General features: G+C 66.4%; 21 protein-coding genes. 11 read left to right on the top strand and 10 right to left on the bottom strand.

Going from position 1 to position 21815, the window contains the following annotated elements; translation table 11 throughout:
- Nucleotides 1-3: 3 nt before the first annotated feature.
- Nucleotides 4-1044, top strand: a complete 1041-nt coding sequence (locus DL899_RS13205; RefSeq protein WP_111734830.1) for a phosphotransferase — start codon at nucleotides 4-6, stop codon at nucleotides 1042-1044.
- Nucleotides 1045-1159: 115 nt separating this feature from the next.
- Here DL899_RS13205 and DL899_RS13200 read toward each other — a convergent pair whose 3' ends face one another.
- From DL899_RS13200 to cobU, 7 genes are all read right to left on the bottom strand, one after another.
- Nucleotides 1160-1807 carry a pseudouridine synthase gene (locus DL899_RS13200; RefSeq protein WP_111734829.1) on the bottom strand — a complete coding sequence of 216 codons (648 nt, stop codon included), beginning with the start codon at nucleotides 1805-1807 and terminating at the stop codon, nucleotides 1160-1162.
- A 179-nt stretch (nucleotides 1808-1986) separates the two neighbouring features.
- The gene (locus tag DL899_RS13195; protein ID WP_111734828.1) at nucleotides 1987-4437 is read right to left on the bottom strand and encodes a GcvT family protein; all 2451 of its coding nucleotides are present in this window, start codon (nucleotides 4435-4437) and stop codon (nucleotides 1987-1989) included.
- Nucleotides 4438-4488: 51 nt separating this feature from the next.
- On the bottom strand, nucleotides 4489-4677 hold the full coding sequence (locus DL899_RS13190; RefSeq protein WP_239494702.1) for a zinc-binding dehydrogenase: 189 nt from the start codon (nucleotides 4675-4677) through the stop codon (nucleotides 4489-4491).
- Nucleotides 4678-4740: 63 nt separating this feature from the next.
- Entirely contained in the window at nucleotides 4741-7185 is a 2445-nt protein-coding gene (locus tag DL899_RS13185; RefSeq protein WP_111734827.1) for a GcvT family protein, read from the bottom strand.
- A gap of 57 nt (nucleotides 7186-7242) precedes the next feature.
- A complete protein-coding gene (locus DL899_RS13180; RefSeq protein WP_111734826.1) occupies nucleotides 7243-7815 on the bottom strand; it encodes a helix-turn-helix domain-containing protein in 573 nt (190 codons plus the stop codon).
- Nucleotides 7816-7921: 106 nt separating this feature from the next.
- Nucleotides 7922-8494, bottom strand: a complete 573-nt coding sequence (locus tag DL899_RS13175) for a histidine phosphatase family protein (protein ID WP_111734825.1) — start codon at nucleotides 8492-8494, stop codon at nucleotides 7922-7924.
- Entirely contained in the window at nucleotides 8491-9012 is a 522-nt protein-coding gene (gene cobU / locus DL899_RS13170) for a bifunctional adenosylcobinamide kinase/adenosylcobinamide-phosphate guanylyltransferase (protein ID WP_111734824.1), read from the bottom strand. Before cobU ends, DL899_RS13175 begins: the two co-directional genes overlap by 4 nt.
- A 122-nt stretch (nucleotides 9013-9134) precedes the next feature.
- On the opposite strand from cobU, the gene DL899_RS13165 reads away from it, so the two are divergent.
- The 10 genes from DL899_RS13165 (at nucleotide 9135) to DL899_RS13120 (ending at nucleotide 18210) form a co-directional block, all read left to right on the top strand.
- Entirely contained in the window at nucleotides 9135-10013 is an 879-nt protein-coding gene (locus DL899_RS13165; RefSeq protein WP_111734823.1) for an RNA polymerase factor sigma-32, read from the top strand.
- Nucleotides 10010-10783, top strand: coding sequence for a ChaN family lipoprotein (locus tag DL899_RS13160; RefSeq protein ID WP_111734822.1), 774 nt, complete (start codon nucleotides 10010-10012; stop codon nucleotides 10781-10783). Before DL899_RS13165 ends, DL899_RS13160 begins: the two co-directional genes overlap by 4 nt.
- Nucleotides 10784-10853: 70 nt before the next feature.
- Nucleotides 10854-12050, top strand: coding sequence for a bifunctional phosphopantothenoylcysteine decarboxylase/phosphopantothenate--cysteine ligase CoaBC (gene coaBC, locus DL899_RS13155; protein ID WP_111734821.1), 1197 nt, complete (start codon nucleotides 10854-10856; stop codon nucleotides 12048-12050).
- A gap of 52 nt (nucleotides 12051-12102) precedes the next feature.
- Nucleotides 12103-12558, top strand: coding sequence for a dUTP diphosphatase (dut, locus tag DL899_RS13150; RefSeq protein WP_111734820.1), 456 nt, complete (start codon nucleotides 12103-12105; stop codon nucleotides 12556-12558).
- Nucleotides 12558-13610, top strand: a complete 1053-nt coding sequence (locus DL899_RS13145) for a HesA/MoeB/ThiF family protein (RefSeq protein ID WP_111734819.1) — start codon at nucleotides 12558-12560, stop codon at nucleotides 13608-13610. The genes dut and DL899_RS13145 overlap by 1 nt, the downstream gene beginning before the upstream one ends.
- Before the next feature lie 52 nt (nucleotides 13611-13662).
- Entirely contained in the window at nucleotides 13663-15675 is a 2013-nt protein-coding gene (locus DL899_RS13140; protein ID WP_111734818.1) for a M3 family metallopeptidase, read from the top strand.
- Complete coding sequence (locus DL899_RS13135; RefSeq protein ID WP_111734817.1) at nucleotides 15672-16181, top strand: RNA pyrophosphohydrolase; 510 nt, start codon at nucleotides 15672-15674, stop codon at nucleotides 16179-16181. The genes DL899_RS13140 and DL899_RS13135 overlap by 4 nt, the downstream gene beginning before the upstream one ends.
- A gap of 48 nt (nucleotides 16182-16229) precedes the next feature.
- Nucleotides 16230-17093 (top strand): acetylglutamate kinase, encoded by an 864-nt coding sequence (argB, locus tag DL899_RS13130; protein WP_111734816.1) that lies wholly within the window; start codon nucleotides 16230-16232, stop codon nucleotides 17091-17093.
- Nucleotides 17090-17722, top strand: a complete 633-nt coding sequence (locus tag DL899_RS13125; protein WP_111734815.1) for a ferredoxin — start codon at nucleotides 17090-17092, stop codon at nucleotides 17720-17722. The genes argB and DL899_RS13125 overlap by 4 nt, the downstream gene beginning before the upstream one ends.
- The gene (locus DL899_RS13120; protein ID WP_111734814.1) at nucleotides 17719-18210 is read left to right on the top strand and encodes a SixA phosphatase family protein; all 492 of its coding nucleotides are present in this window, start codon (nucleotides 17719-17721) and stop codon (nucleotides 18208-18210) included. Before DL899_RS13125 ends, DL899_RS13120 begins: the two co-directional genes overlap by 4 nt.
- 78 nt (nucleotides 18211-18288) lie before the next feature.
- On the opposite strand, the gene DL899_RS13115 is transcribed toward DL899_RS13120, so the two are convergent.
- From DL899_RS13115 to DL899_RS13105, 3 genes are read right to left on the bottom strand one after another with little or no spacing between them, the layout of a single operon-like run.
- Complete coding sequence (locus DL899_RS13115; protein ID WP_111734813.1) at nucleotides 18289-19080, bottom strand: amino acid ABC transporter ATP-binding protein; 792 nt, start codon at nucleotides 19078-19080, stop codon at nucleotides 18289-18291.
- 15 nt (nucleotides 19081-19095) lie between these two features.
- Complete coding sequence (locus DL899_RS13110; RefSeq protein WP_111734812.1) at nucleotides 19096-20418, bottom strand: amino acid ABC transporter permease; 1323 nt, start codon at nucleotides 20416-20418, stop codon at nucleotides 19096-19098.
- A 1-nt stretch (nucleotide 20419) separates the two neighbouring features.
- On the bottom strand, nucleotides 20420-21688 hold the full coding sequence (locus DL899_RS13105; RefSeq protein WP_111734811.1) for an amino acid ABC transporter permease: 1269 nt from the start codon (nucleotides 21686-21688) through the stop codon (nucleotides 20420-20422).
- Between the last annotated feature and the right edge of the window lie 127 nt (nucleotides 21689-21815).

Here is a 21815-nt window from a genome sequence, read left to right as displayed (position 1 = left end):
GCCATGACACCTGAAAGGGATATTTCCTCGGCCCCGTTCGAGGCGGGCACCGTGCTGAAACGCGACGTGTTCTCGGAAACCGTCTCTGGGCATCTGCGGGGGGTGCCCGACTTTCCGGTGGCCATGCGGCGCATCGACGCCGGCCCGCTATGGGCCCGGCCGCTGGCGCGCTGGCTGGCGCGACGCGAGGTGCGCGCTCTGCGCGCGGTACAGGGGATCGAGGGATGCCCGGCGCTGATCCGAGCCGACCGCTCGGCCATCCTGCGCAGCTGGACAGCGGGCACGCCGCTGCACCTGGCACGCCCGGCAGACGCCGCCTGGTATCGCGATGCCCGCCGGCTGTTGCGGCAGATGCGGCGCGCGGGCGTCACCCATAACGACATCGCCAAGCCGCAGAACTGGTTGATGACGCCCGACGGGCGCGCGGCGGTGATCGACTTTCAACTGGCCCGGGTCCATCGCCGGCGCGGGCTGCTGTTCCGCGTCATGGCGCGCGAGGATCTGCGCCACCTGCTGAAACAGAAACGCGCCTATGCGCCCGGCCTGCTGACCCCTTCCGAACGCAGGATGCTGGCGCAAAAGGCGCTGCCGGCGCGAATATGGATGGCCACCGGCAAGCGGCTTTACAACTTTGTCACCCGGCGGCTGATGAACTGGTCGGACGGCGAGGGCACCGAGGACCGGATCGAACGCGAAGGCCCCGCCATCCGCGCCGCGCTGTTGACGGATGCGCGCGTTGCCGAGGTGGCACTTTGTACCTTTGCGCTGCCGGCCAAGGGGGTGGGGCTTTACGCCTTTGTGGAAACCGGAATGGGTGAGGGCGCGCTGCGCGCCCTCGTGCCCGCGCCGGGGCCGGAGCTAATCCAGCCCGTCGCCCGCGTGCCGCGCGATGCGGGCGGCCGCGTGCGGCTGGACGTGCTGCAACTGGTGGCCACCAACCGGCTGGACGAATTGGCGGCGCTGGAACAGGCAGAGCCGGAACTGGCCGAAACGCTGGAACCGATCATTGCCGGGCGACTAAACCTGACCGACCGCAGCCGCTAAGACGCCACATCCGATCTGAGCGATACACGTCCCGGCCTCCGAGCCGGGAGCCCTTGCCAGGATGACGAGGCCCCGGGTCAGGCCCGGGGCGCACAGAGCAAAAGGCGGGATGTCCTTAAAACGGCGCGCCCGCGCGAAACCGCATCCCCGCCCCGCCATCGGGGTGGCGCAGGCGCAGTTCCTCGGAATGCAGCATCAGGCGCGGATGCTCACGCGCCGCGCCCTCGGCATAGAACGGGTCGCCCAGAATCGGATGCCCCAGCGCCAGCATGTGCACCCTGAGTTGGTGACTGCGCCCGGTTTTCGGCATCAGCCGCACGCGGCTTTCTTCATCGCTGGCGCGCAGCACCCGCCAGTCGGTCACCGCCTGCCTGCCGGTCTCGTGGCAGACCTTCTGCCGTGGCCGGTTGGGCCAGTCGACGATCAGCGGCAGATCGACCGTGCCTTTTCTGGGTTCCAGCCGCCCGGCGACGCGGGCGACATAGGTCTTTCTGGTCTGGCGCTTTTCAAACTGCAGCCCGAGATGGCGCTGCGCATGGGGGCTGAGCGCAAAGACGATCACGCCGGACGTATCCCGGTCGAGCCGGTGCACCAGCAGCGCGGTCGGAAACACCTCGACCACCCGCGCCAGCAGGCAGTCGGCCAGGTGCGCGCCCCGCCCCGGCACCGACAACAGGCCAGCGGGCTTGTCCACCACGACGATCTCATGATCGGCGTGCAGGACATTCAGAGGGTCCTGTGGCGGGGTGTATTCGTCAGACATGGGCGCGCTCTATACCATTCCCACGCCGGTGCGCCAGCCGGGCGCGCCTCTTTGCGCCCGCCCGTGCCGGGGGCCAAGCCGACCGCGGGTGGCGCGAAACGCGCCGCCCTGGGGGGCGGTCGGCGCGTGGCCGGTCTGTGACCGGCTGGGGCCAGGAGCCTGCCGTGGCGCCCGCCCTCTCAGGCCTTCATCCGCTCTGCCTTGGGGTCATAGAGCGGCCTGATGCTGGCCGTGGCGCGCACCTTTGTCCCCATGACATCGACCTCATAGGTCGAGGCCAGCACCTCTGCCGCGCTTTCGCCCTTGCAGGGCACATAGCCCATGCCGACCGCACCGCCCAAGGTGTGGCCATAGGCGCCCGAGGTCAGGTGGCCGACAATATCACCATCGCGCAAAAGCGGCTCGTTGTGATAGAGCAGCGGCCCGGGATCCTGCAGCAGGAACTGGACCATGCGCCGTTCGGGCCCGGTCGCCTTGCGCGCCTCGACCGCCGCCTTGCCGATGAAATCGGGCTTGGACAGATCGACGGCAAAGCCCAGCCCGGCATCGACGACATGATCCTCGCAGGTGATGTCGTGGCCGAAATGGCGGAACGCCTTTTCGATGCGGCAGCTGTCCATCATGTGCATGCCGCACAGCTTCAGCCCGACATCCTGCCCCGCCTGCCACAGCGTCTCGAACACGTGGCCCGCCATGTCGGCGGAAATGTAGATTTCCCAGCCTAGTTCGCCGACATAGGAAACCCGGTGCGCCCGCGCCAGCCCCATGCCGATCTCGATCTCGCGCGCGATGCCAAAGGGATGCGACTCGGGCGAGAAATCGTCGGGCGATACCGCCTGCATCAGCTTGCGCGCATCCGGGCCCATCACCGCCAAAACGCCCTCGGCGGGTGTGACGTCGGTGATCACCACGCGACTGTCACCCACATGGCGGCGCAGGTGTGTTTCGTCCGCCAGCCGCGTCGCGGCGGGCGTGACCACCAGATAGGCGGTTTCGCTCAGGCGGGTGACGGTGACATCGGCCTCGATACCGCCTCGGGAATTGAGAAACTGGGTATAGACGATCTTGCCCACCGGCACCGACATGCCGGCGCCGCAGACCCGGTTGAGGAACGCCTCGGCGCCCTCGCCCTCGACGCGCAGCTTGCCAAAGCTCGACATGTCGTACATGCCCACCCGTTCACGCACGGCGCGATGTTCCGCGGCGGCGTAGTCGAACCAGTTCTGCCGCCCCCATGAATAGTGGTACTCGGCATCCTGCCCCTCGTTCGCGAACCAGTTGGCACGCTCCCACCCGGCGATTTCGCCCATCACCGCGCCATGTTTCAGCAACTGGGCATGAAACGGCGTGCGCCGGACCCCGCGCGCGGTGGCCTTTTGCCGATAGGGGAAGTGGTCAGCGTAAAGCAGGCCCAGCGCCTCGGTCGCGCGGTCGACCAGATAGCGGCGGTTGCCCTGAAAGGGCTGCATCCGGGTGATATCCACATCGCCCAGGTCAAAGGGCTTTTCGCCATCCTCCATCCACTGCGCCAGCGCCATGCCGGCGCCGCCCGCGCTCTGAATCCCGATCGAGTTGAAACCGGCAGCGACCCAGACATTGTCCATCTCGGGGCACAGGCCAAGGTGATAGGCATCATCGGGGGTAAAGCTTTCGGGCCCGTTGAAAAAGGTGTGAATACCCGCCTCGGCCAGCATCGGCATCCGGTTGCAGGCGGCCTCGAGGATCGGTTCGAAATGGTCAAAATCCTCGGGCAGCTGGTCGAACTCGAAATCCGACGGGATGCCGTCCATCCCCCAGGGTTTCGACCTGGGCTCAAACGCGCCCAGCAAAATCTTGCCGGCGTCCTCCTTGTAATAGGCGCATTCGTCGGGCACGCGCAGCACCGGCATCCGGTCCAGCCCGTCGATGCCCTCGGTGACGATGTAGAAATGCTCGCAGGCCTGCAACGGCACGTTGGTGCCGGCCATCGCGCCCACCTCGCGCCCCCACATGCCAGCGCAGTTCACCACGAGATCGGTTTCGATATGCCCCTGGGCACTGCCGTCATCGCTGATCCAGTCGACACCGGTCACCCGGCGTCCGCTGCGGGTCATGCCGCTTACCCTGACCCGTTCGCGCACGATCGCCCCCCGGTCGCGCGCCCCGCGCGCCAGCGCCAGCGCGATGTTGGCCGGGTCCGCCTGCCCGTCGGTGGGCAGCCAGACACCCCCGGTCACCCCGTCCAGGTTGATGTGGGGGTAACGGTCCTTGACCTCGGCCGGGCTCAGTTCTTCGACCGGGACGCCAAAGGCGCGCGCCATGGCGGCGTTGCGATAGAGTTCTTCGCGCCGCTCATTGGTCAGCGCCACCGAAATGGACCCGACCTGGCGCATGCCGGTCGCAACGCCGGTCTCTTTCTCAAGCCCGAGATACAGCTCGGCCGAATAGCGCGCCAGCCGCGTCATGTTGGCCGTTGCCCGCAACTGGCCGATCAGGCCGGCGGCATGCCAGGTGGTGCCGGATGTCAGTTGCTTGCGTTCCAGCAGCACCACGTCGCGCCAGCCGAGTTTCGTCAGGTGATAGGCGACGGAACAGCCGACGACACCGCCGCCGATGATAACCACGCGCGCCTTTTGGGGAAGATCGTTCATTTCGGACCTCGTTTCTGGATCACGGACAGTGGGCCGCAGCGCGGCAGGGTTTCAGGCATTCCCGCTCTCGGATTCGTTGTCGCCACCGCCCACCCCCGGCGGCACCAGCACCAGCTTTCCCGGCAGCGTCTTTGACTGGAAATCGGCCTGCGCGCGGCCGATCTGGTGCAGCGGATAGGTGCGCGAGACCAGCGGCCTGACCTGCCCCGCATTGACCATGCCGATCAGCGCCTCGAACACCCGCGGCGGCCTCCGGCCCGCCGTGGCGGGTAAGGCAGACGCCGGACATGACGGCGGGCAGGGTCACGCACGCAGCCTTTCGTTCCCGGGGTCCCACAGCGGGCCGGCGGGCTGTACCGTTGCCTTGCGGCGTTCACCGTAAATCTCGACCTCAAGCACCTGGTCGGGCGTGGCCAGATCGGCGCGCACCATCGCCAGCGCGACCGAGGCATTCACCCGATATCCCCATGCGCCCGAGGTGGTTTCACCCACGATCTTGCCGTCATGCCAGATTGTCGACATGTAGGGCGCATCAGCCTCGCCCGCATCGACCAGCAGCGTCACGAACGCCTTTTTCGACCCTTGCTGCCGCTCGGCCAGCAGCGCCGCCTTGCCGGGGAAATCCTGCGGCTTGTCGAGCTTGACGAACCGGCCCAGCCCGGCCTCAAGCAGCGTATAGTCGGTAGACAGGTCGCCCTTCCACGCGCGATAGCCCTTTTCGATCCGCAAGCTGTTGAGCGCATACATCCCGAACGGCTTGGCGCCGGCGGCCAGGATCGCGTCGTGGATCGCGGGGGTGGCGGCGTTGTCGGCGTGCACCTCCCAGCCCAGTTCGCCGGTAAAGCTGACGCGGATCAGGTGCGCTTTTTGCCCGGCCACGGCGCAAGCCTGATGGCTGAGCCACGGCAGCGACAGGTCGGCATCGGTCAGCCCGGCCAGCACCTCGCGCGATTTCGGCCCGGCAACCAGCAGCGCGTCGCGCTCGGTGGTGGTTTCGCGCACCTCGACCCCCTCGGGGACCGAATTGCGCACCAGTTCGCCATCATGCCATTGCGCGGCAGCGGCGGTGATCAGGATCAGGTCGTCCTCGGCCATGCGGATGCAGGAAAACTCGGTCAGGACCCGGCCGCGCGCATCGGCCACGTAGACCAGGTTCATCCGCCCCACGCGCGGCAACCCGCCGGTGACCAGCCCGCGCAGCCAGTCATCGGTGCCGGGGCCCGAGACATGCAGCCGGGTGAAACCGGGCAGGTCCAGCACGCCGCAGCCGTCGCGCACGGTCTCGCATTCCTCGCGGATGCGTGGCTCCCACGGGCCGGTACGGTTCCAGGTCTGTGTCGCTTCCTCGCTGGTGTCATCGCCGTCCTGCGCGAACCAGTTGGCGCGTTCCCAGCCGTTATAGGCGTCCATCACGCCGCCCAGCGCCTTGACCCGGTCATGCACGGGGCTGAGCTTGCGGTCACGCCCGGCAGGCCATTCGTGCCACGGAAAGTGCATGGCGTATTCGTGGCCATAGACCTCTTTCCCCTTGGCAACGCAGTAATCGTGATCGGTGTAGTCGGTGTAGCGGCGCGGATCGACCGACCACATGTCCCATTCGGTGGCGCCCTCGGTTATCCATTCGGCCAGCACCTTGCCCGCGCCGCCCGCCTGGGCGATGCCGAAGGTAAAGACGCAGGCCTCAAACGCGTTCCTGACGCCGGGCATCGGCCCGATCAGCGGTAGCCCGTCGGGGGCATAGGGGATCGGGCCGTTGATGACCTTGTTCACCCCCGCCGTGCCCAGCACCGGCACCCGCGCCATCGCGTCCTCGATATACCATTCCAGGCGATCCAGGTCGTCGGGATAAAGCTGAAAGCTGAAATCCTCGGGCATCGGGTCAGACGGATCGGCCCAGTGCGCGCGGCAGTTGCGTTCATAGGGCCCAAGGTTCAGCCCGTATTTTTCCTGCCGCAGGTAATAGGAGCTGTCGACATCGCGCAGAAGCGGCAGCTTGTGCCCCACTTCGCGGCTCCAGGCCTCCAGCTCGGGGATTTCGTCGGTCAGCATGTACTGGTGGCTCATCACCATCATCGGCACCCGGCGCCCGCCGAAGGGGCGGAACCATTCACCCACCCGCTGAGCATAGTAGCCGGCGGCGTTGACCACGTATTCACAGCGGATATCGTTCTTTTCGGTGTGCACGATCCACTCGTCCCCGTCCCGGTCGATGCCGGTGGCCGGGCAGAAGCGCATCACCCGCGCCCCCATCTGGCGTGCACCGGCGGCCAGCGCCTGGGTCAGCTGCGCCGGGTCGATATCGCCGTCATTGGGATCATAAAGCGCGCCTTTCAGGTCGTGGGTTTCGATGAAAGGATAGCGCGCCTTGATCTCGTCCGGGGGCAGGATCTCAAGGTCCATCCCCTGATAAAGGCCCATGCCCCGCGCGCGCTGAAATTCCTGCATCCGCTCGTCCGAATGCGCCAGCCGGATCGACCCGGTCTGGTGATAGTTCATCGGGTATCCGACCTCTTCGCCCAGCCGCGCATAGAGCTCGGTCGAATAGCGCTGCATGTTCATGATCGACCACGAGGTCGAAAAGGTCGGCACGTTGCCGGCGGCGTGCCAGGTGCTGCCGGCAGTCAGCTCGTTCTTTTCCAGCAGCACACAGTCTGTCCAGCCGGCGCGCGCCAGGTGATAGAGGCTGGATGCCCCGATCGCGCCGCCGCCGATGATGACCACCCGTGCCATGGTTGGAAAATCGCTCATGTCGTGCCTCCCTTTCCTGGTGCCCGCGCGCATGTCCCCATGCCGCGCGGGGGTGTTTCAATAGACCGGCGGCGCGATCACCCAGATCGCGACGGCCGGTTCGGTGTATGGATTGGCCCAGCGGTATTCCTCGCCGCGAAAACGAAAGCTGTCGCCGGGGCCGACGGTGAATTCGCGCCCGCCCAGCGTCAGGTCCAGCTTGCCCGAGATGATGTACCCCACCTCCTGCGTCGGGCGGCGCGCGGGTTTTTCCATGCGTGCCCCGGGGCGAAAGGTGGAATGGGTCACTTCGAAATCGTCGGTCAGGTCGGGCGAAAGCAGTTCCTCGATCAGCCCCTCTTCGCCCGATCCCATCGGCCTGCGCGCACCGGCGCGCACGATATAACCCTGTTCGTCTGCCGGTGCGCTGGCATGGCCGAACAGCAGCGACATCGGCACGCCCAGCGCCCCCGCGATCTGGCGCAAGTCGGAAATCGAAGGTTCCGAGATGTCACGCTCAACCTGGCTGAGCCAGCCGACCGACCGGCCCAGCGCCGCGGCCAGATCGCTCAGCGTCATGCCGCGCGCCTTGCGCAGGGCGCGCAGGTCGGCACCCAGGGTGCGGCTGCGAAGGGGATCGGACTGTTCCAAGGCCGGCGCTCGGTGAAAATTGGCTCTCGAATTTCACGCTGTATCGATTCCGTGAAATTATCAACAATTTTTTCATCGCACAGTTTTCACCGCGCCGTTTTCACCCTCACGGACAATGGTTGATCGCCTCGACCTGCCAGCCCCCGCCCCGGAATTTCAGTTCTGTCACCGACAGCGGGTCGATGCGGTGGCCGAATGCCTCATACGCCGGAACGCCCAGCGCCCTTTGCAGCTGACCCATGATCGTGCCCATATGCGCAACCGCCACGATATCGCGGCCCGGATGCGCCGCCATCAGCCGTGCCACCGCCCGGTCGGTGCGCATGCGCAGATCATCCCAGCTTTCGCCACCCGGCGTGCGGACACTGCCGGGATTGTCCCAGAACGCGCGCAGCGCGGCCTGGTCGGCGATGGTATCGACGCGCTGCATCTCCCACTCGCCGAAATTGATCTCGCGCAGGTCGCGGTCATGGGGCAGGCGCGGGCGATCCGCAGCAATCGCATCGGCGGTGGCCACGGCGCGGATCAGGTCGGATGACACCACCACCGCATCGCCGGGCAGATGCGCAGCCAGCCGCGAAACCCGCCCCGTGTCGGTCAGGTCGGCGGGCAGGTCCGTCCAGCCCAGCATCGCGCGGGCATGGGTCGGCCCGTGACGCACCCAGAAAAACCGGCTCATGGCAGGGTGCCCTTCAACACCTGCGGCAACCCGGCGACCACGTTCACCACCAGCCCCGCCTGCACCGCCAGCGCCTGATTCAGCCGCCCTTGCGCATCGCGGAACCGGCGCGCCAGCGCGTTTTCTGGCACCACCGACATGCCCACCTCGTTCGACACCACCACCACCGGCACGGCACACGCCGCCAGTGCCGCGAACAGCCGCTCCTGCGCCTTGGCGATGTCGTTATCGGCCAGCAAGTGATTGCTCAGCCACATCGTGACGCAGTCCAGCAGCACCGCCTCATGCGCCGTGACCATCGCCAGCGCCTTTCCCGGCTCCAGCGGTTCCTCGACGTTGCGCCAGCCCTCGCCGCGCATCTGCCGGTGGCGGGCGACCTTTTCGCGCATCTCGTCATCCCATGCCTGCGCGGTGGCCAGATAGACGCATTTGCGCCCGCTGCCGGTCACCAGCGCCTCGGCAAACGCCGACTTGCCCGACGCAGCGCCACCCAAAACCAGGCTCACAGCCGGTAACATTCGCGTCATCTCCAGTTAGAGTGCGTCCGCACACACCCCAAGTCCGTATCATCCTGTGACGGTCGAGATAAAGAGCGGGCAGCCGCCCGCCCGGCCAGCCGGATGAAAGACGGGGGTAGGATATGCCGCTAGACGCCTTTCAGACCACGGACATGCGACGCACCGCGATGAAGGCCGAGCTTCTCGACGCTGAAACCGAACGCGAACTCGCCTATGCGTGGCGCGACCGGCGCGACGAGGCGGCGCTGCACCGGCTGATCAACGCCTACATGCGGCTGGCGATCTCGGTCGCGTCCAAATACAAACGCTACGGCGCTCCGATGAACGACCTGATACAAGAGGCCGGGCTGGGCCTGATGAAGGCCGCCGACAAGTTCGACCCCGACCGCGGCGTGCGCTTTTCCACCTATGCGGTGTGGTGGATCAAGGCGTCGGTGCAGGACCACGTGATGCGCAACTGGTCGATGGTGCGTACCGGTTCGACCTCAAGCCAGAAATCGCTGTTCTTCAACCTGCGCCGCGTCCAGGCCCGCATCGAGCGAGAGGCGATGGCGCGGGGCGAAGAGCTGGATGGCCACCAGCTGCGCGAAATGATCGCGCACGAGGTGGGTGTGCCCCTGCGTGATGTCGAGATGATGTCGGGCCGGCTGTCGGGTTCTGATTTCTCGCTCAACGCCACGCAGTCGTCAGAGGACGAAGGCCGCGAATGGATCGACACGATCGAGGACGAGAGCGCGCGCGCCGAAGAGCTGTTCGAAAAGGATCACGACCTCGACGCGCTGCGCGGCTGGCTGAGCCAGGCGATGGCGCGGCTGAACAAGCGCGAACGCTTCATCGTGCGCGAACGCAAGCTGCGCGACGAGCCGCGCACGCTGGAAAGCCTGGGCAAGGAGCTGAACCTCAGCAAGGAACGCGTGCGCCAGATCGAGGCGGCGGCGTTCGTCAAGTTGCGCAGTCACCTTGAACGTCACGGCGCGGAGGTGCAGAACCTTCTCGCATGAAGGCCCTGCTATCCCTGACCGCCTGCCTGATCTGCCTTGCCCGCTCTGTCGCGGCGCAGGATGTGGTGATCATCGGCGAAATCCACGACAACCCCGCCCACCACGCCGAACAGGCCGCGCGCGTGGCCGCCATCGCGCCCGCGGCGCTGGTGTTCGAGATGCTGACGCCCGAACAGGCCGCCGCCATAACGCCCGCCAACCGGGCGGCCGAAAACACGCTGCGCGCCGCATTGGGGTGGGACGATACCGGCTGGCCCGATTTTTCGATGTATTTCCCCATTTTCGCCGCCGCACCGCAGGCGCGCATTTTCGGCGCTGGGGTGACGCGCGAAACCGCGCGCGTGGCTATGGAGCAGGGCTTTGACACCCTGATCGGCCAGGAAGACACCGCCCGGTTCAGCCTGGACGCGCCCCCGCCGCCCGATCAGCAGGCGGCGCGCGAAGCGCTGCAGATGCGCGCCCATTGCGACGCCCTGCCCGAAACCCTGTTGCCCGGCATGGTGCGGGTGCAACGCCTGCGCGATGCGATGCTGGTCCGCGCCGCCATCACCGCCCATGACGCCACCGGCGGGCCGGTGGTGGTGATCACCGGCAACGGCCATGCGCGGCGCGACTGGGGCGTACCGGCCTTGCTGGCGCGTGCCGCCCCGGGACTGGACGTCATCGCCATCGGCCAGGCCGAGGATGGCCACCCCCTGCCCGGCAGCTTTGACGAGGTGATCTCCGCACCCGCCCCCGCGCGCGACGACCCGTGCGAGGCGTTCAACTGACCGGCCTTGTCACGCCTGCGGGCTGGGCCTAGTCTCTGCCCCGGCGAAACCGGGGCGAAGCGGGGCCAAGATGCTGGCAGAAAAACGCATTCTTCTGATCATCGGCGGCGGCATCGCCGCCTTCAAGGCGCTTGACCTCATCCGCCGCCTGCGCGAACGCGGCGCGGCGGTCACGCCGGTGCTGACCCGCGCCGGGGCGCAGTTCGTCACGCCGCTGTCGGTCTCGGCGCTGGCCGGGCAAAAGGTATTTTCCGACCTCTTCGACCTGACCGACGAGGCAGAGATGGGCCATATCGAGCTCAGCCGGAGCGCCGACCTGGTCGTCGTGGCCCCCGCCACCGCCGACCTGATGGCCAAGATGGCCACCGGGCTGGCGAACGACCTGGCGTCGACGCTGCTGCTCGCCACCGATACGCAGGTGCTGCTGGCCCCGGCGATGAACGTGCGCATGTGGCAGCACCCCGCCACCCAACGCAACCTCGCCACGCTGGCCGGTGACGGCATCCGCACCGTCGGCCCGAACGAGGGCGACATGGCCTGCGGCGAACATGGTCCCGGCCGGATGGCCGAGCCGCTGGAAATCGTCACCGCGATCGAGGCCGCGCTGGGCGCCGGGCCGCTGGCCGGGCGGCGGGTGATCGTCACCTCCGGCCCCACGCACGAACCCATCGACCCGGTGCGCTATATCGCCAACCGGTCCTCGGGCGCGCAGGGCACGGCCATCGCGCGGGCACTGGCGGCGCTGGGCGCGCAGGTGGTGTTCGTTACCGGCCCGGCAAGCGTTCCCCCGCCCGAGGGCGTCGAGGCGGTGCAGGTGGAAACCGCGCAACAGATGCTGGACGCGGTGAACGCGGCACTACCCGCCGACGCTGCCGTCTTTGCCGCTGCCGTGGCCGACTGGCGGGTCACAGGCGCCTCTGACAGCAAGATCAAGAAAAGCCCCGGCGGCGGCGCGCCGGCGCTGGACTTTGCCGAGAACCCCGACATCCTGGCCACGGTTTCAGCGCTTAAGGCCGGGCGCCCGGCGCTGGTCGTGGGCTTTGCCGCCGAGACCGACGACGTGATCGCCAACGCCAACGCCAAGCGCGCGCGCAAGGGTTGCGACTGGATACTGGCCAACGATGTCAGCCCCGGCACCGGCATCATGGGCGGGGCGGAAAACGCCGTAACCCTGATCACCGCCGAGGGGGCAGAGGACTGGCCGCGCATGACCAAGGACGAGGTCGCCCGACGGCTGGCCGACCGCATCGCCGGGGCACTGGCATGACCGGCAGGCCACCCCGGATGCAGGCAGGCAGAGCAGCGCGGAAGGCCACGGCATGGTGAGCGTCCGCATCCTGTGGGAGGATGACGCAGACCGCGCGCTGGGCCTGCCGGCCTATGCGACAGCCGGCGCCGCGGGCGCCGACCTGCGCGCCAACTTTCCCGACCGGGGCGGCGTTGACCTGGCGCCGGGTGCGCGGATGCTGGTGTCCACCGGGCTGCGGCTGGAAATTCCCGCCGGCTTTGAGGTGCAGATTCGCCCGCGGTCTGGGCTGGCGCTGAAACACGGCATCACCCTGCCCAACAGCCCCGGCACCATCGACAGCGACTATCGCGGCCCGCTGGGGGTGATCGTGATGAACGCGGGCGATGCCCCCTTTCGTATCGAACACGGCATGCGCATCGCCCAGATGGTCGTTGCGCCGGTGGTGCAGGCGACGTTCGAGGCTGCCGAGGCGCTGGACCACACCGCGCGCGGCAGCGGCGGCTTTGGCTCGACGGGAACGAGCTGATGCTGCTCGTTCTGGGGCTGGCGGCGCTGCTTTGGGGCGCAGGCGCGCTGTTGGGTGCGCCGCGCGGGCTGCGCTGGGGCATGGTCGGGCTGTTGTGGGCCGGTGTCGTGGTGCTGCAACTGACGCTGCCCGATGGCCATGCGCTGCGCCAGGCCACGGGCGATAGCCCGGCACTGTGGTTGATGGTGGGTGGCTTTGCCGCACTCGCGATAGCCTATGGCGCGGTGCTGCGCGTGCTCAGACAAAAGGCGCGGCAGACCGGCGCAAAAACCGAAACGGCAAAGACGCCCGATCGGCTGTTCGGCGATGCCGAGTTGGAACGCTATGCCCGCCACATCGTCCTGCGCGAAATCGGCGGACCGGGGCAAAAGGCACTCAAAAAGGCCCGCGTGCTGGTGATCGGCGCTGGCGGGCTGGGGTCGCCTGCGCTGCTCTACCTTGCGGCGGGGGGGGTGGGCACCATCGGCGTGATCGACGACGACATTGTCGAGAACTCGAACCTGCAGCGGCAGGTCATCCACCGCGCCGCCGATATCGGCCGGCCCAAGGTGGAATCCGCTGCCGACGCGATGGTGGCACAAAACCCCGCCGTCGTGGTGCGCCCCTATCGCCGCCGCCTGACGCCGGATATCGCCGAGACGCTGTTTTCCGAATATGACCTCGTGCTGGACGGCACCGACAATTTCGAAACCCGCTACCTGGTCAACGCCGCCGCCCACGCCACCGGGCTGCCGCTGATCTCTGGCGCCATGTCGCAGTGGGAGGGGCAGCTCAGCGTCTTTGACACCGCCAAGGGCTCGCCCTGTTACCAGTGCATATTCCCCGAGGCCCCCGCGCCGGGGCTGGCGCCATCCTGCGCCGAGGCCGGGGTGCTGGGGCCGCTGCCGGGCGTGCTGGGCGCGATGATGGCGGCCGAGGCGATCAAGGTTCTGACCGGGGCGGGAGCGCCGCTGCGGGGCGAGATGCTGATCCACGACGCGCTGTACGGTGAAACCCGCAAGATCGCCTTGGCACGCCGCCCCGATTGCCCCATCTGTGGCGGGCAGGGTTGACCACCAAGACCCGACACCACCATGCCCGCACAGGAATAAGGAGATTTCCAACGTGACCAACCCGCTGCTTGAGCCCTGGTCGGGCGACTTTGCCATCGCCCCGTTCGACCGCATCAAAGACGCCCATTTCGCCCCCGCCATCGACGCGGCGCTGACGCAGGCGCGGGCCGAGGTGGCGGCGATTTCCGCAAACCCCGAACCGGCGAGCTTTGCCAACACCATCGCCGCGTTCGAGACGGCGGGAAAGACGCTTGACCGGGTGCTGTCGGTGTTCTTCGTGGTGGCAAGCGCGGATTCCAACCCCGACCGCCAGCGCCTGCAACGCGAGGTCAGCCCGAAACTGGCCGCCTTCAGCTCCGACATCCACGCCGACAAGGCGCTGTTCGCGCGGATTGAGGCGCTTTGGCAGGCGCGCGACACCCTTGACCTGACCGCCGAGCAGGCCCGCCTGCTGATGCTCACCCGGCGGCGGTTCCTGCGTGCCGGCGCGGCACTGACCGGCCAGGCCGAGGCGCGGATGAAGGAGATCATGGCGCGGCTGGCCGAGCTTGGCACCGCCTTCACCCAGAACCTGCTGGCGGACGAGGCCGGCTGGCACATGGAACTGGGCGAGAACGACCTGGACGGCCTGCCCGATTTCCTGATCACCGCCGCACGGCAAGCGGGGCAGGAACTGGGGCTGGATGGCCCGGCCATCACCCTGTCGCGGTCGCTGGTGGTGCCGTTCCTGCAATTCTCGCCACGCCGCGACCTGCGTGAACGGGCCTTCAACGCCTTTGTCTCGCGCGGCGCTGGCGGCGGCGAGCACGACAACCGCGCGATCGCGGCCGAGATCCTGGCCCTGCGCGAAGAGCGCGCCAGGCTGCTGGGTTATGACAGCTTTGCCGCCTACAAGCTGGAAACCGAAATGGCCAAGACCCCCGGCAAGGTGCGCGAATTGCTGATGGCCGTCTGGAAACCCGCCCGCGCCCGGGCCGAGGCCGACGCGCAGGCGCTGACACAGATGATGCAGGCCGATGGCATCAACGGCCCGCTGGAACCCTGGGACTGGCGCTATTATGCCGAAAAGCGCCGCCAGGAAGAGCATGATTTCGACGAGGCCGCGCTCAAACCCTACCTGCAACTCGACCGGATGATCGAGGCGGCGTTTGACTGTGCTAACCGCCTGTTCGGGCTGGAATTCCGGCCCATAGACGTGCCGCTCTACCATCCCGACTGCCGCGCGTGGGAGGTCACGCGCGAGGGCCGCCACATGGCGGTCTTCATCGGCGACTGGTTCGCGCGCGCCTCGAAACGCTCTGGCGCGTGGTGCACCACGCTGCAGGGCCAGGCCCGGACACCGGAAACGGTGCGCCCGGTGGTGCTGAATGTCTGCAACTTCAACAAGGGCACCCCCGCGCTGCTAAGCTATGACGAGGCGCGCACGCTCTTTCACGAATTCGGCCACGCACTGCACCAGATGCTGTCGGACGTGACGTATGAATCGCTGTCGGGCACCAACGTGGCGCGCGATTTCGTGGAACTACCCAGCCAGCTTTACGAACACTGGCTGGAGGTGCCCGAGGTGCTGGAACGCTTCGCCACCCACGCCGAAACCGGGCAACCCATGCCCCGCGAGATGCTGCAAAAGGTGCTGGGCGCAGCCAATTTCGATGCCGGGTTCGAAACGGTCGAATACGTCGCTTCGGCGCTGGTGGACCTCGATTTCCACGACGGCCCCGCACCCGCCGACCCGATGGCGCGGCAGGCAGAGGTGCTGGCCGAAATCGGCATGCCGCACGCCATCACCATGCGCCACGCCACGCCGCACTTTGCCCATGTCTTTTCCGGTGATGGCTATTCCAGCGGCTATTACAGCTACATGTGGTCCGAGGTGATGGACGCCGACGCCTTTGCCGCCTTTGGCGAGGCAGGCAGTGCCTTTGACCCGGAAATGGCCAGCGCGCTGGAAAAACACATCCTCTCAGTCGGCGGCACGGCCGAGGCGGATACGCTTTACCGCGCGTTCCGCGGGCGGCTGCCGGGGGTCGAGGCGCTGCTCAGGGGCCGGGGGCTGGCGGCATGAGCGGCGACACCAGGGCGCTGCCCTATCGCCGGGGCGTGGGGGTGATGCTGGCCAATACCGATGGCGACGTGTTCGTCGGCCAGCGCATCGACACCGAAATGCCCGCCTGGCAAATGCCGCAAGGGGGCATCGACAAGGGCGAATCCCCCCGCGACGCCGCCCTGCGCGAGCTGTGCGAGGAAACAGGCGTCACCGCCAACCTGGTGCGCATCGAGGCCGAAACCGAGGGCTGGATCGCCTATGACCTGCCCGCCGACATCGTGCCGCGGGTCTGGAACGGGCGTTTTCGCGGGCAGGAACAGAAATGGTTCCTGGCCCGGTTCATGGGCCGGGATGGCGATATCGACATCAGCACTGATCATCCCGAGTTCTCTGAATGGCGCTGGCTGCCGCCCGAAGAGCTGATCGCCTCCATCGTTCCGTTCAAGCGCGCGCTTTACGAACAGGTGCTGGAGGCCTTTCTGCCGCATCTGCGCCCGGAAGGGGGCGACCGCCAAGCCCCTTGATGCGGCCGCCGTTAGCGGGGATAAGCGATCCCCAGCGAGGGACCAGGGATGAAGACCAGAAAGATGAACCGCGACTGGATCACCACCGCCCGGACACTGAACGAGGCGCTGCCCTATCTGCAGCGCTATGACGGTGCCGTTGTGGTGATCAAGCTGGGCGGGCACGCGATGGGCAGCGACGCCGGCATGGAAAGCTTTGCCCGCGACGTGGTGCTGATGCGCCAGGTCGGTGTTAACCCGGTGATCGTCCATGGCGGCGGACCGATGATCAACCAGATGCTCGACCGGCTGCAGATCAAGTCGGATTTCGTGAACGGCAAGCGGGTGACGGACGAGGCCACAATCGAAGTGGTCGAGATGGTCCTTTCGGGCCGCGTCAACAAGCGCATCGTGCAGGCCATCAACCGCGAGGGCGGGCGCGCGGTGGGGCTGTCGGGCAAGGACGCCAACCTCATCATCTGCGATCCCGCCGACCCGACGCTGGGGCTGGTGGGTGAGCCGTCAGAGGTCGACCCCGCGATCCTGCACACGCTCTTTGCCGACGATGCAATCCCCGTCATCGCGCCGTTGGGTGCGGGGCGGAATGGCGAGACCTACAACATCAACGGCGACACCGCCGCCGGCGCCGTGGCTGCCGCGCTAAAGGCCGACCGGCTGTTGCTGCTGACCGATGTCGAGGGGGTCAAGGACGCCGAGGGCCGGCTGCTGACGGAACTGTCCTCGACCACGATACACGCCATGATCCGCGACGGCGTGATTGCCGGCGGCATGATCCCCAAAACCGAAACCGCACTGGCCGCGATCGAAGGCGGCGTGCGCGCGGTGGTCATCATCGACGGGCGCGCCCCCAACGCGGTGCTGCTGGAACTCTTTACCGAGCACGGCGCCGGCTCGCTGATCCGGGCCGGATGACACTGGAGGCGATCCGCCATGCCGCCGCTGCCAGGCAGCTTGCGGTGATGGGCGTGGTTCACGACGAATTACCTCAGGGCGTGGCGTCGCTGGTGCTGCTTGGGCCGCTGGAACCCGGTTTCTGGGACACCTTCACCGCCGCGCCGGAATATGGCGACGGGCAACCCGACCCGCTGGACCGCTGGTCGGCGCGGGTGGTGGGCGACCTGTCCACAGAGCTGGGCGTGCAGGCGTTCTTTCCCTTTGGCAGCCCGCCGTATCAGCCCTTTACCCGCTGGGCGGTGGCCAGCGGGCGGGCGCATTCGTCGCCCGTGGGGCTGTTCGTGCATGACGAAGCCGGGCTTTGGCTGTCCTATCGCGGGGCGCTGGGACTGGCTGAACGGATCGACGTGCCACCCCCCTCGCCCAGCCCGTGCGACAGTTGCGACGACAAGCCCTGCCTGACCGCCTGCCCGGTCGATGCCTTTGCCACCGGCACCTATGACGTAGCCGGCTGCAAGACCGACCTGGACCGCCCCGGCAACGACTGCCTGACGCGGGGCTGCCCGGTGCGGCGGGCCTGTCCGGTCGGGCAGCGCCATGGCCGGGTCGAGGCACAATCCGCCTTTCACATGCGGGCCTTTCGATGAAACGGCTGGTCCTGATGCGGCACGCCAAGTCGGGCTGGGACGATCCCACGCTCGACGACCACGACCGCGTGCTCAATGGCCGGGGGCGGTCATCCGCGCGGATGCTGGGGGACTGGCTGCGCGCCCATGACCTGTTGCCCGATGTCGCGCTGGTGTCGGACGCCGCCCGCACGCGCGAGACCTTCGAGCGGCTGAAACTCGACTGCGCCGGGCGCTTGCTGCCCGCGCTCTACGAAGCCGGGCCAGAACAGATGTGGGCCATCCTGCACCGCGCACAGGGGGAGACCGTGTTGATGATCGGCCACAACCCCGGCATCGGCTGGCTGGCGCAAAACCTCGTCGCCGACGCACCGCCGCATCCGCGGTTCTTCGACTATCCCACCGGGGCCACGCTGGTGGCCGAATTCGATGTTGTGGATTGGTCCGGGATCGGCACCGGCAAAGGCCGGGCGATAGAGTTCATCATCCCGCGAGAGCTGACCGGGTAACGGGAGCGTATCGCACCGGGTTGGGCGCATGCCCGGCCCGCAAGCGGGCCGGGCAACGCCAAGATGGTTTGCCCCGCTCTAGTGCCCCAGGATCTGGCTGAGGAACAGCTTGGTGCGTTCGCTCTGCGGGTTGTTAAAGAACTCTTCGGGCTCGTTCTGCTCGACGATCTGACCCTGGTCCATAAAGATGACCCGGTTGGCGACCTGCCGGGCGAAACCCATTTCGTGGGTGACGCAGAGCATGGTCATGCCCTCTTCGGCCAGCTCGATCATGGTATCGAGCACCTCCTTGATCATCTCGGGGTCGAGCGCCGATGTGGGCTCGTCAAAGAGCATGATCCGCGGCTTCATGCACAGGCTGCGCGCGATTGCCACCCGCTGCTGCTGACCGCCCGACAACTGCCCGGGGTACTTGTCGGCCTGTTCGGGGATCTTGACCTTTTCCAGGAAATGCATCGCCGTCTCGACCGCTTCGCGGCGCGGGACCTTGCGCACCCAGATCGGCGCCAGCGTGCAGTTTTCCAGGATCGTCAGGTGCGGGAACAGGTTGAAGTGCTGGAACACCATCCCCACCTCGCGGCGGATCTTGTCAATGTTCTTGAGGTCCGAGGTCAGTTCTGTCCCATCAACGACGATCTTGCCCTTCTGGTGTTCCTCCAGCGCGTTGATGCACCGGATCAGCGTCGACTTGCCGGACCCGGACGGGCCGGCGATGACGATGCGTTCGCCCTGGTTCACCGTCAGGTCGATGTCGCGCAGCACGTGAAAAGTCCCGAACCACTTGTTCATGCCGGTGATCTCGATCGCGACCTCGTCAGAGACCTTGAGCTGCGAGCGGTCGACCTTGCGTTCTGTCATCAGTTCAGACATGGAAGCAGTCCTTTCCTACCTGTGGCCTGTCCGGAGCTTGCGCTCCAGGTACATCGAATAACGGGACATGCTGAAGCAGCAGATGAAGAACAGCAGCGCGATAAAGCCGTAAAGCTCCCACACAATGCCGTTCCAGGCCGAGTCGGCGCGGATCGCGGTCGACAGACCCAACGGGTCCAGCAGGCCGATGATCGACACCAGCGTGGTGTCCTTGAACAGCCCGATGAAGGTACTGACGATACCGGGGATCGAGATCTTCAGCGCCTGCGGCATGATGATCAGCCGCTGCGCCTGCCAATAGTTCAGCCCCAGGCTGTCGGCGCCTTCGTACTGGCCACGTGGCAGCGCCGCCAGGCCGCCGCGAATGACCTCGGCCATGTAGGCAGAGGCAAACAGCGTCGCCATGATGATCACCCGCAGGATGATGTCGAAATTCGTCCCCGGCGGCATGAAGATGTTCAAGAGCGTCGAAGCCACGAACAGCAGCGTGATCAGCGGCACCCCGCGGATGAACTCGATGAAGCCGACGCAGATTGACTTGAGGATCAGCAGGTCAGACTGCCGCCCCAGCGCCAGCACGATGCCCAGCGGCAGCGATATGGCGATGGCGACGATGCCGATGGTCAGCGACAGCATGAAGCCGCCGAAGTCACGGCTTTCGACCCCCTCCAGCCCCAGCGGGATGATCGAGTCGAAACCACCCGACACCGGCCCGAGCAGAAAGAGCCACCAGACCATCGCCGCGACGACCCCGGCGACGAGGGCCAACAGCGTGCCCCCCGTGACCGCAATCAGCCGATAGGCGACGTATCCGACGGCCAGACCGGCAGCTACCATGATCGGCGTCCAGACCGAACCGCCCCACAGCAGCCATGGCATGATGAAGGGGTAGATCGCGCTGAACCAGATCAGCCGCTTGGGCACGTGTTCACCGAACAGCACCGGCGCCAACGCCACCGCCAGCAGCACCAGTGCCAGGATCGGGCGCCAGTAAAGATGGCTGGGATAGAACCCGAACAACAGCTGAACCCAGCGGTCGCGGATCACACCCCAGCAGGCGCCGCCGAAATGGCCCTCGCTGCCCATCTCTTTCAGGATTCCCCGGCATTCGGTCAGCGACGCAGCGTCCCATGTGGGCGATACCAGCCAGGGCACCACGATGCTGAGCACCAGATAGATGAACCCAAGCGCGATGATGGTGAGGATGCTGTTGAACCAGCCCGAGAACAGGTTGGCCCGCAGCCAGCCTATGACACCGACCGCTGTGGCGGGCGGCGCCTGTTCGGGCAGCATGGTATCGCGCACGAAGCGCACGGTTTGGGCATGTGTGTCGCTCATGTCACCGCTCCACCAGTTTGACGCGCTTGTTGTACCAGTTCATCACCAGCGAGATGCTGAGCGAGATCGCCAGATAGATCAGCATGCCCATCATCACTGTTTCCAGCTCTCGCCCGGTCTGGTTGAGAGTGATCCCCATCAGCGTGCCAGTAAGGTCCATGTACCCGACAGCGATGGCCAGCGAAGAGTTCTTGGTAAGGTTGAGATACTGCGAGATGAGCGGCGGAATGATCACCCGCAGCGCCTGCGGCAGGATGACAAGGCTCATGATTCGGCGCTGGCGCAGGCCCAGCGCGGCGGCGGCTTCGGTCTGGCCGTGGCTGATGGCCAGGATACCCCCGCGAACGATCTCGGCAATGAAGGCAGCGGTATAAAGCGACAACGCCAGCCACAACGCGATGAGCGAGTTGCGCATATACGTCCCGCCCTGGAAGTTGAAACCCTTGAGCGCCGGGTAACCAAGGTGAAAGCCCAGCGCCACCAGCAGAACGACCAGCGGTATCACCACCACGCCCAGCCGCAGATACCAGGTGGTCGGGCGCACGCCGGTCTTGTTCTGTATCGCATCGGCGCGTGACTTGATCCGCCCCGAAACAAAGAACCCCGCGACCAGCACCGCGATGACAGCCAGAAAATCGAGACTGATATCAAAACTCAGCGCCCCATTGCCGAACATGTGCAGATCGCCCAGGCTGCGCGAGAATAGCGGTTCGGGAATATAGACGCCGCGGTTGGTGATGGCGACCGAATCGAAGACCTGCATCGTTGCTTCGGGTGTCTCGCCGCGAAAATCGCGCGGCGACGGAAGCGACTCGATCAGGATCGCCATGAAAAGGACGATCCACAACAGTACCGGCACATTGCGGAACATCTCGACATAGAATGTCATGATCTTGGCGACTAACCAGTTGCGCGACAGCCTCAGCACACCGACCAGGACACCGACTATCGTCGCGGCGGCGCATCCCATCACCGCGATCAGCAGCGTGTTCAGCAGACCGACCAGAGCGGCGCGCAGATGCGGGCTTTGCGAGTGATAGTCGATCAGGCGCTGGTTGATGTCATAACCTGCCGGCTCGAACAGAAAGGAAAAGGATGGCTCCTTGCCCAGGTCCTTTAGGTTTTGCGCTGTGTTGGAAATGATCCAGCCGATCAGGATCAGGAAGCTGATCAGCGCGATTACCTGGATGGTGGCCGCACGATACCGGGTATCGTAGATCAGCATCGACAGCCGGAACGACTCGTCCCGAGGGTCGGTCATTGATGTCATCTGATGGTCCCCGTTGTTCAGCCCGTTTTGATTATTCGTGGCGCTCGTTTTGGCGCCTTGGGCCGATGCAATTTGTCCCGCCAGCGCGGAACCCGAAGGGGCGCGAAATTCTCCGCGCCCCTTCGTC

Origin of the sequence: Roseovarius amoyensis, from assembly GCF_003260265.1 — a bacterium.
In the GTDB taxonomy this organism is placed as follows: Bacteria; Pseudomonadota; Alphaproteobacteria; order Rhodobacterales; family Rhodobacteraceae; genus Roseovarius; species Roseovarius amoyensis.
Note: the sequence above shows the minus strand (reverse complement) of the source record. Positions and strands in the feature narration are given on the sequence as shown.

Bases quoted from the DNA above. Each gene is read 5' to 3' on its own strand.
- DL899_RS13205 (WP_111734830.1), top strand. From the start codon at position 4: ATGACACCTGAAAGGGATATTTCCTCGGCCCCGTTCGAGGCGGGCACC.
- DL899_RS13200 (WP_111734829.1), bottom strand. From the start codon at position 1,807: ATGTCTGACGAATACACCCCGCCACAGGACCCTCTGAATGTCCTGCAC.
- DL899_RS13195 (WP_111734828.1), bottom strand. From the start codon at position 4,437: ATGAACGATCTTCCCCAAAAGGCGCGCGTGGTTATCATCGGCGGCGGT.
- DL899_RS13185 (WP_111734827.1), bottom strand. From the start codon at position 7,185: ATGAGCGATTTTCCAACCATGGCACGGGTGGTCATCATCGGCGGCGGC.
- DL899_RS13175 (WP_111734825.1), bottom strand. From the start codon at position 8,494: ATGAGCCGGTTTTTCTGGGTGCGTCACGGGCCGACCCATGCCCGCGCG.
- cobU (WP_111734824.1), bottom strand. From the start codon at position 9,012: ATGTTACCGGCTGTGAGCCTGGTTTTGGGTGGCGCTGCGTCGGGCAAG.
- DL899_RS13165 (WP_111734823.1), top strand. From the start codon at position 9,135: ATGCCGCTAGACGCCTTTCAGACCACGGACATGCGACGCACCGCGATG.
- DL899_RS13160 (WP_111734822.1), top strand. From the start codon at position 10,010: ATGAAGGCCCTGCTATCCCTGACCGCCTGCCTGATCTGCCTTGCCCGC.
- coaBC (WP_111734821.1), top strand. From the start codon at position 10,854: ATGCTGGCAGAAAAACGCATTCTTCTGATCATCGGCGGCGGCATCGCC.
- dut (WP_111734820.1), top strand. From the start codon at position 12,103: ATGGTGAGCGTCCGCATCCTGTGGGAGGATGACGCAGACCGCGCGCTG.
- DL899_RS13145 (WP_111734819.1), top strand. From the start codon at position 12,558: ATGCTGCTCGTTCTGGGGCTGGCGGCGCTGCTTTGGGGCGCAGGCGCG.
- DL899_RS13135 (WP_111734817.1), top strand. From the start codon at position 15,672: ATGAGCGGCGACACCAGGGCGCTGCCCTATCGCCGGGGCGTGGGGGTG.
- argB (WP_111734816.1), top strand. From the start codon at position 16,230: ATGAAGACCAGAAAGATGAACCGCGACTGGATCACCACCGCCCGGACA.
- DL899_RS13125 (WP_111734815.1), top strand. From the start codon at position 17,090: ATGACACTGGAGGCGATCCGCCATGCCGCCGCTGCCAGGCAGCTTGCG.
- DL899_RS13120 (WP_111734814.1), top strand. From the start codon at position 17,719: ATGAAACGGCTGGTCCTGATGCGGCACGCCAAGTCGGGCTGGGACGAT.
- DL899_RS13115 (WP_111734813.1), bottom strand. From the start codon at position 19,080: ATGTCTGAACTGATGACAGAACGCAAGGTCGACCGCTCGCAGCTCAAG.
- DL899_RS13110 (WP_111734812.1), bottom strand. From the start codon at position 20,418: ATGAGCGACACACATGCCCAAACCGTGCGCTTCGTGCGCGATACCATG.
- DL899_RS13105 (WP_111734811.1), bottom strand. From the start codon at position 21,688: ATGACATCAATGACCGACCCTCGGGACGAGTCGTTCCGGCTGTCGATG.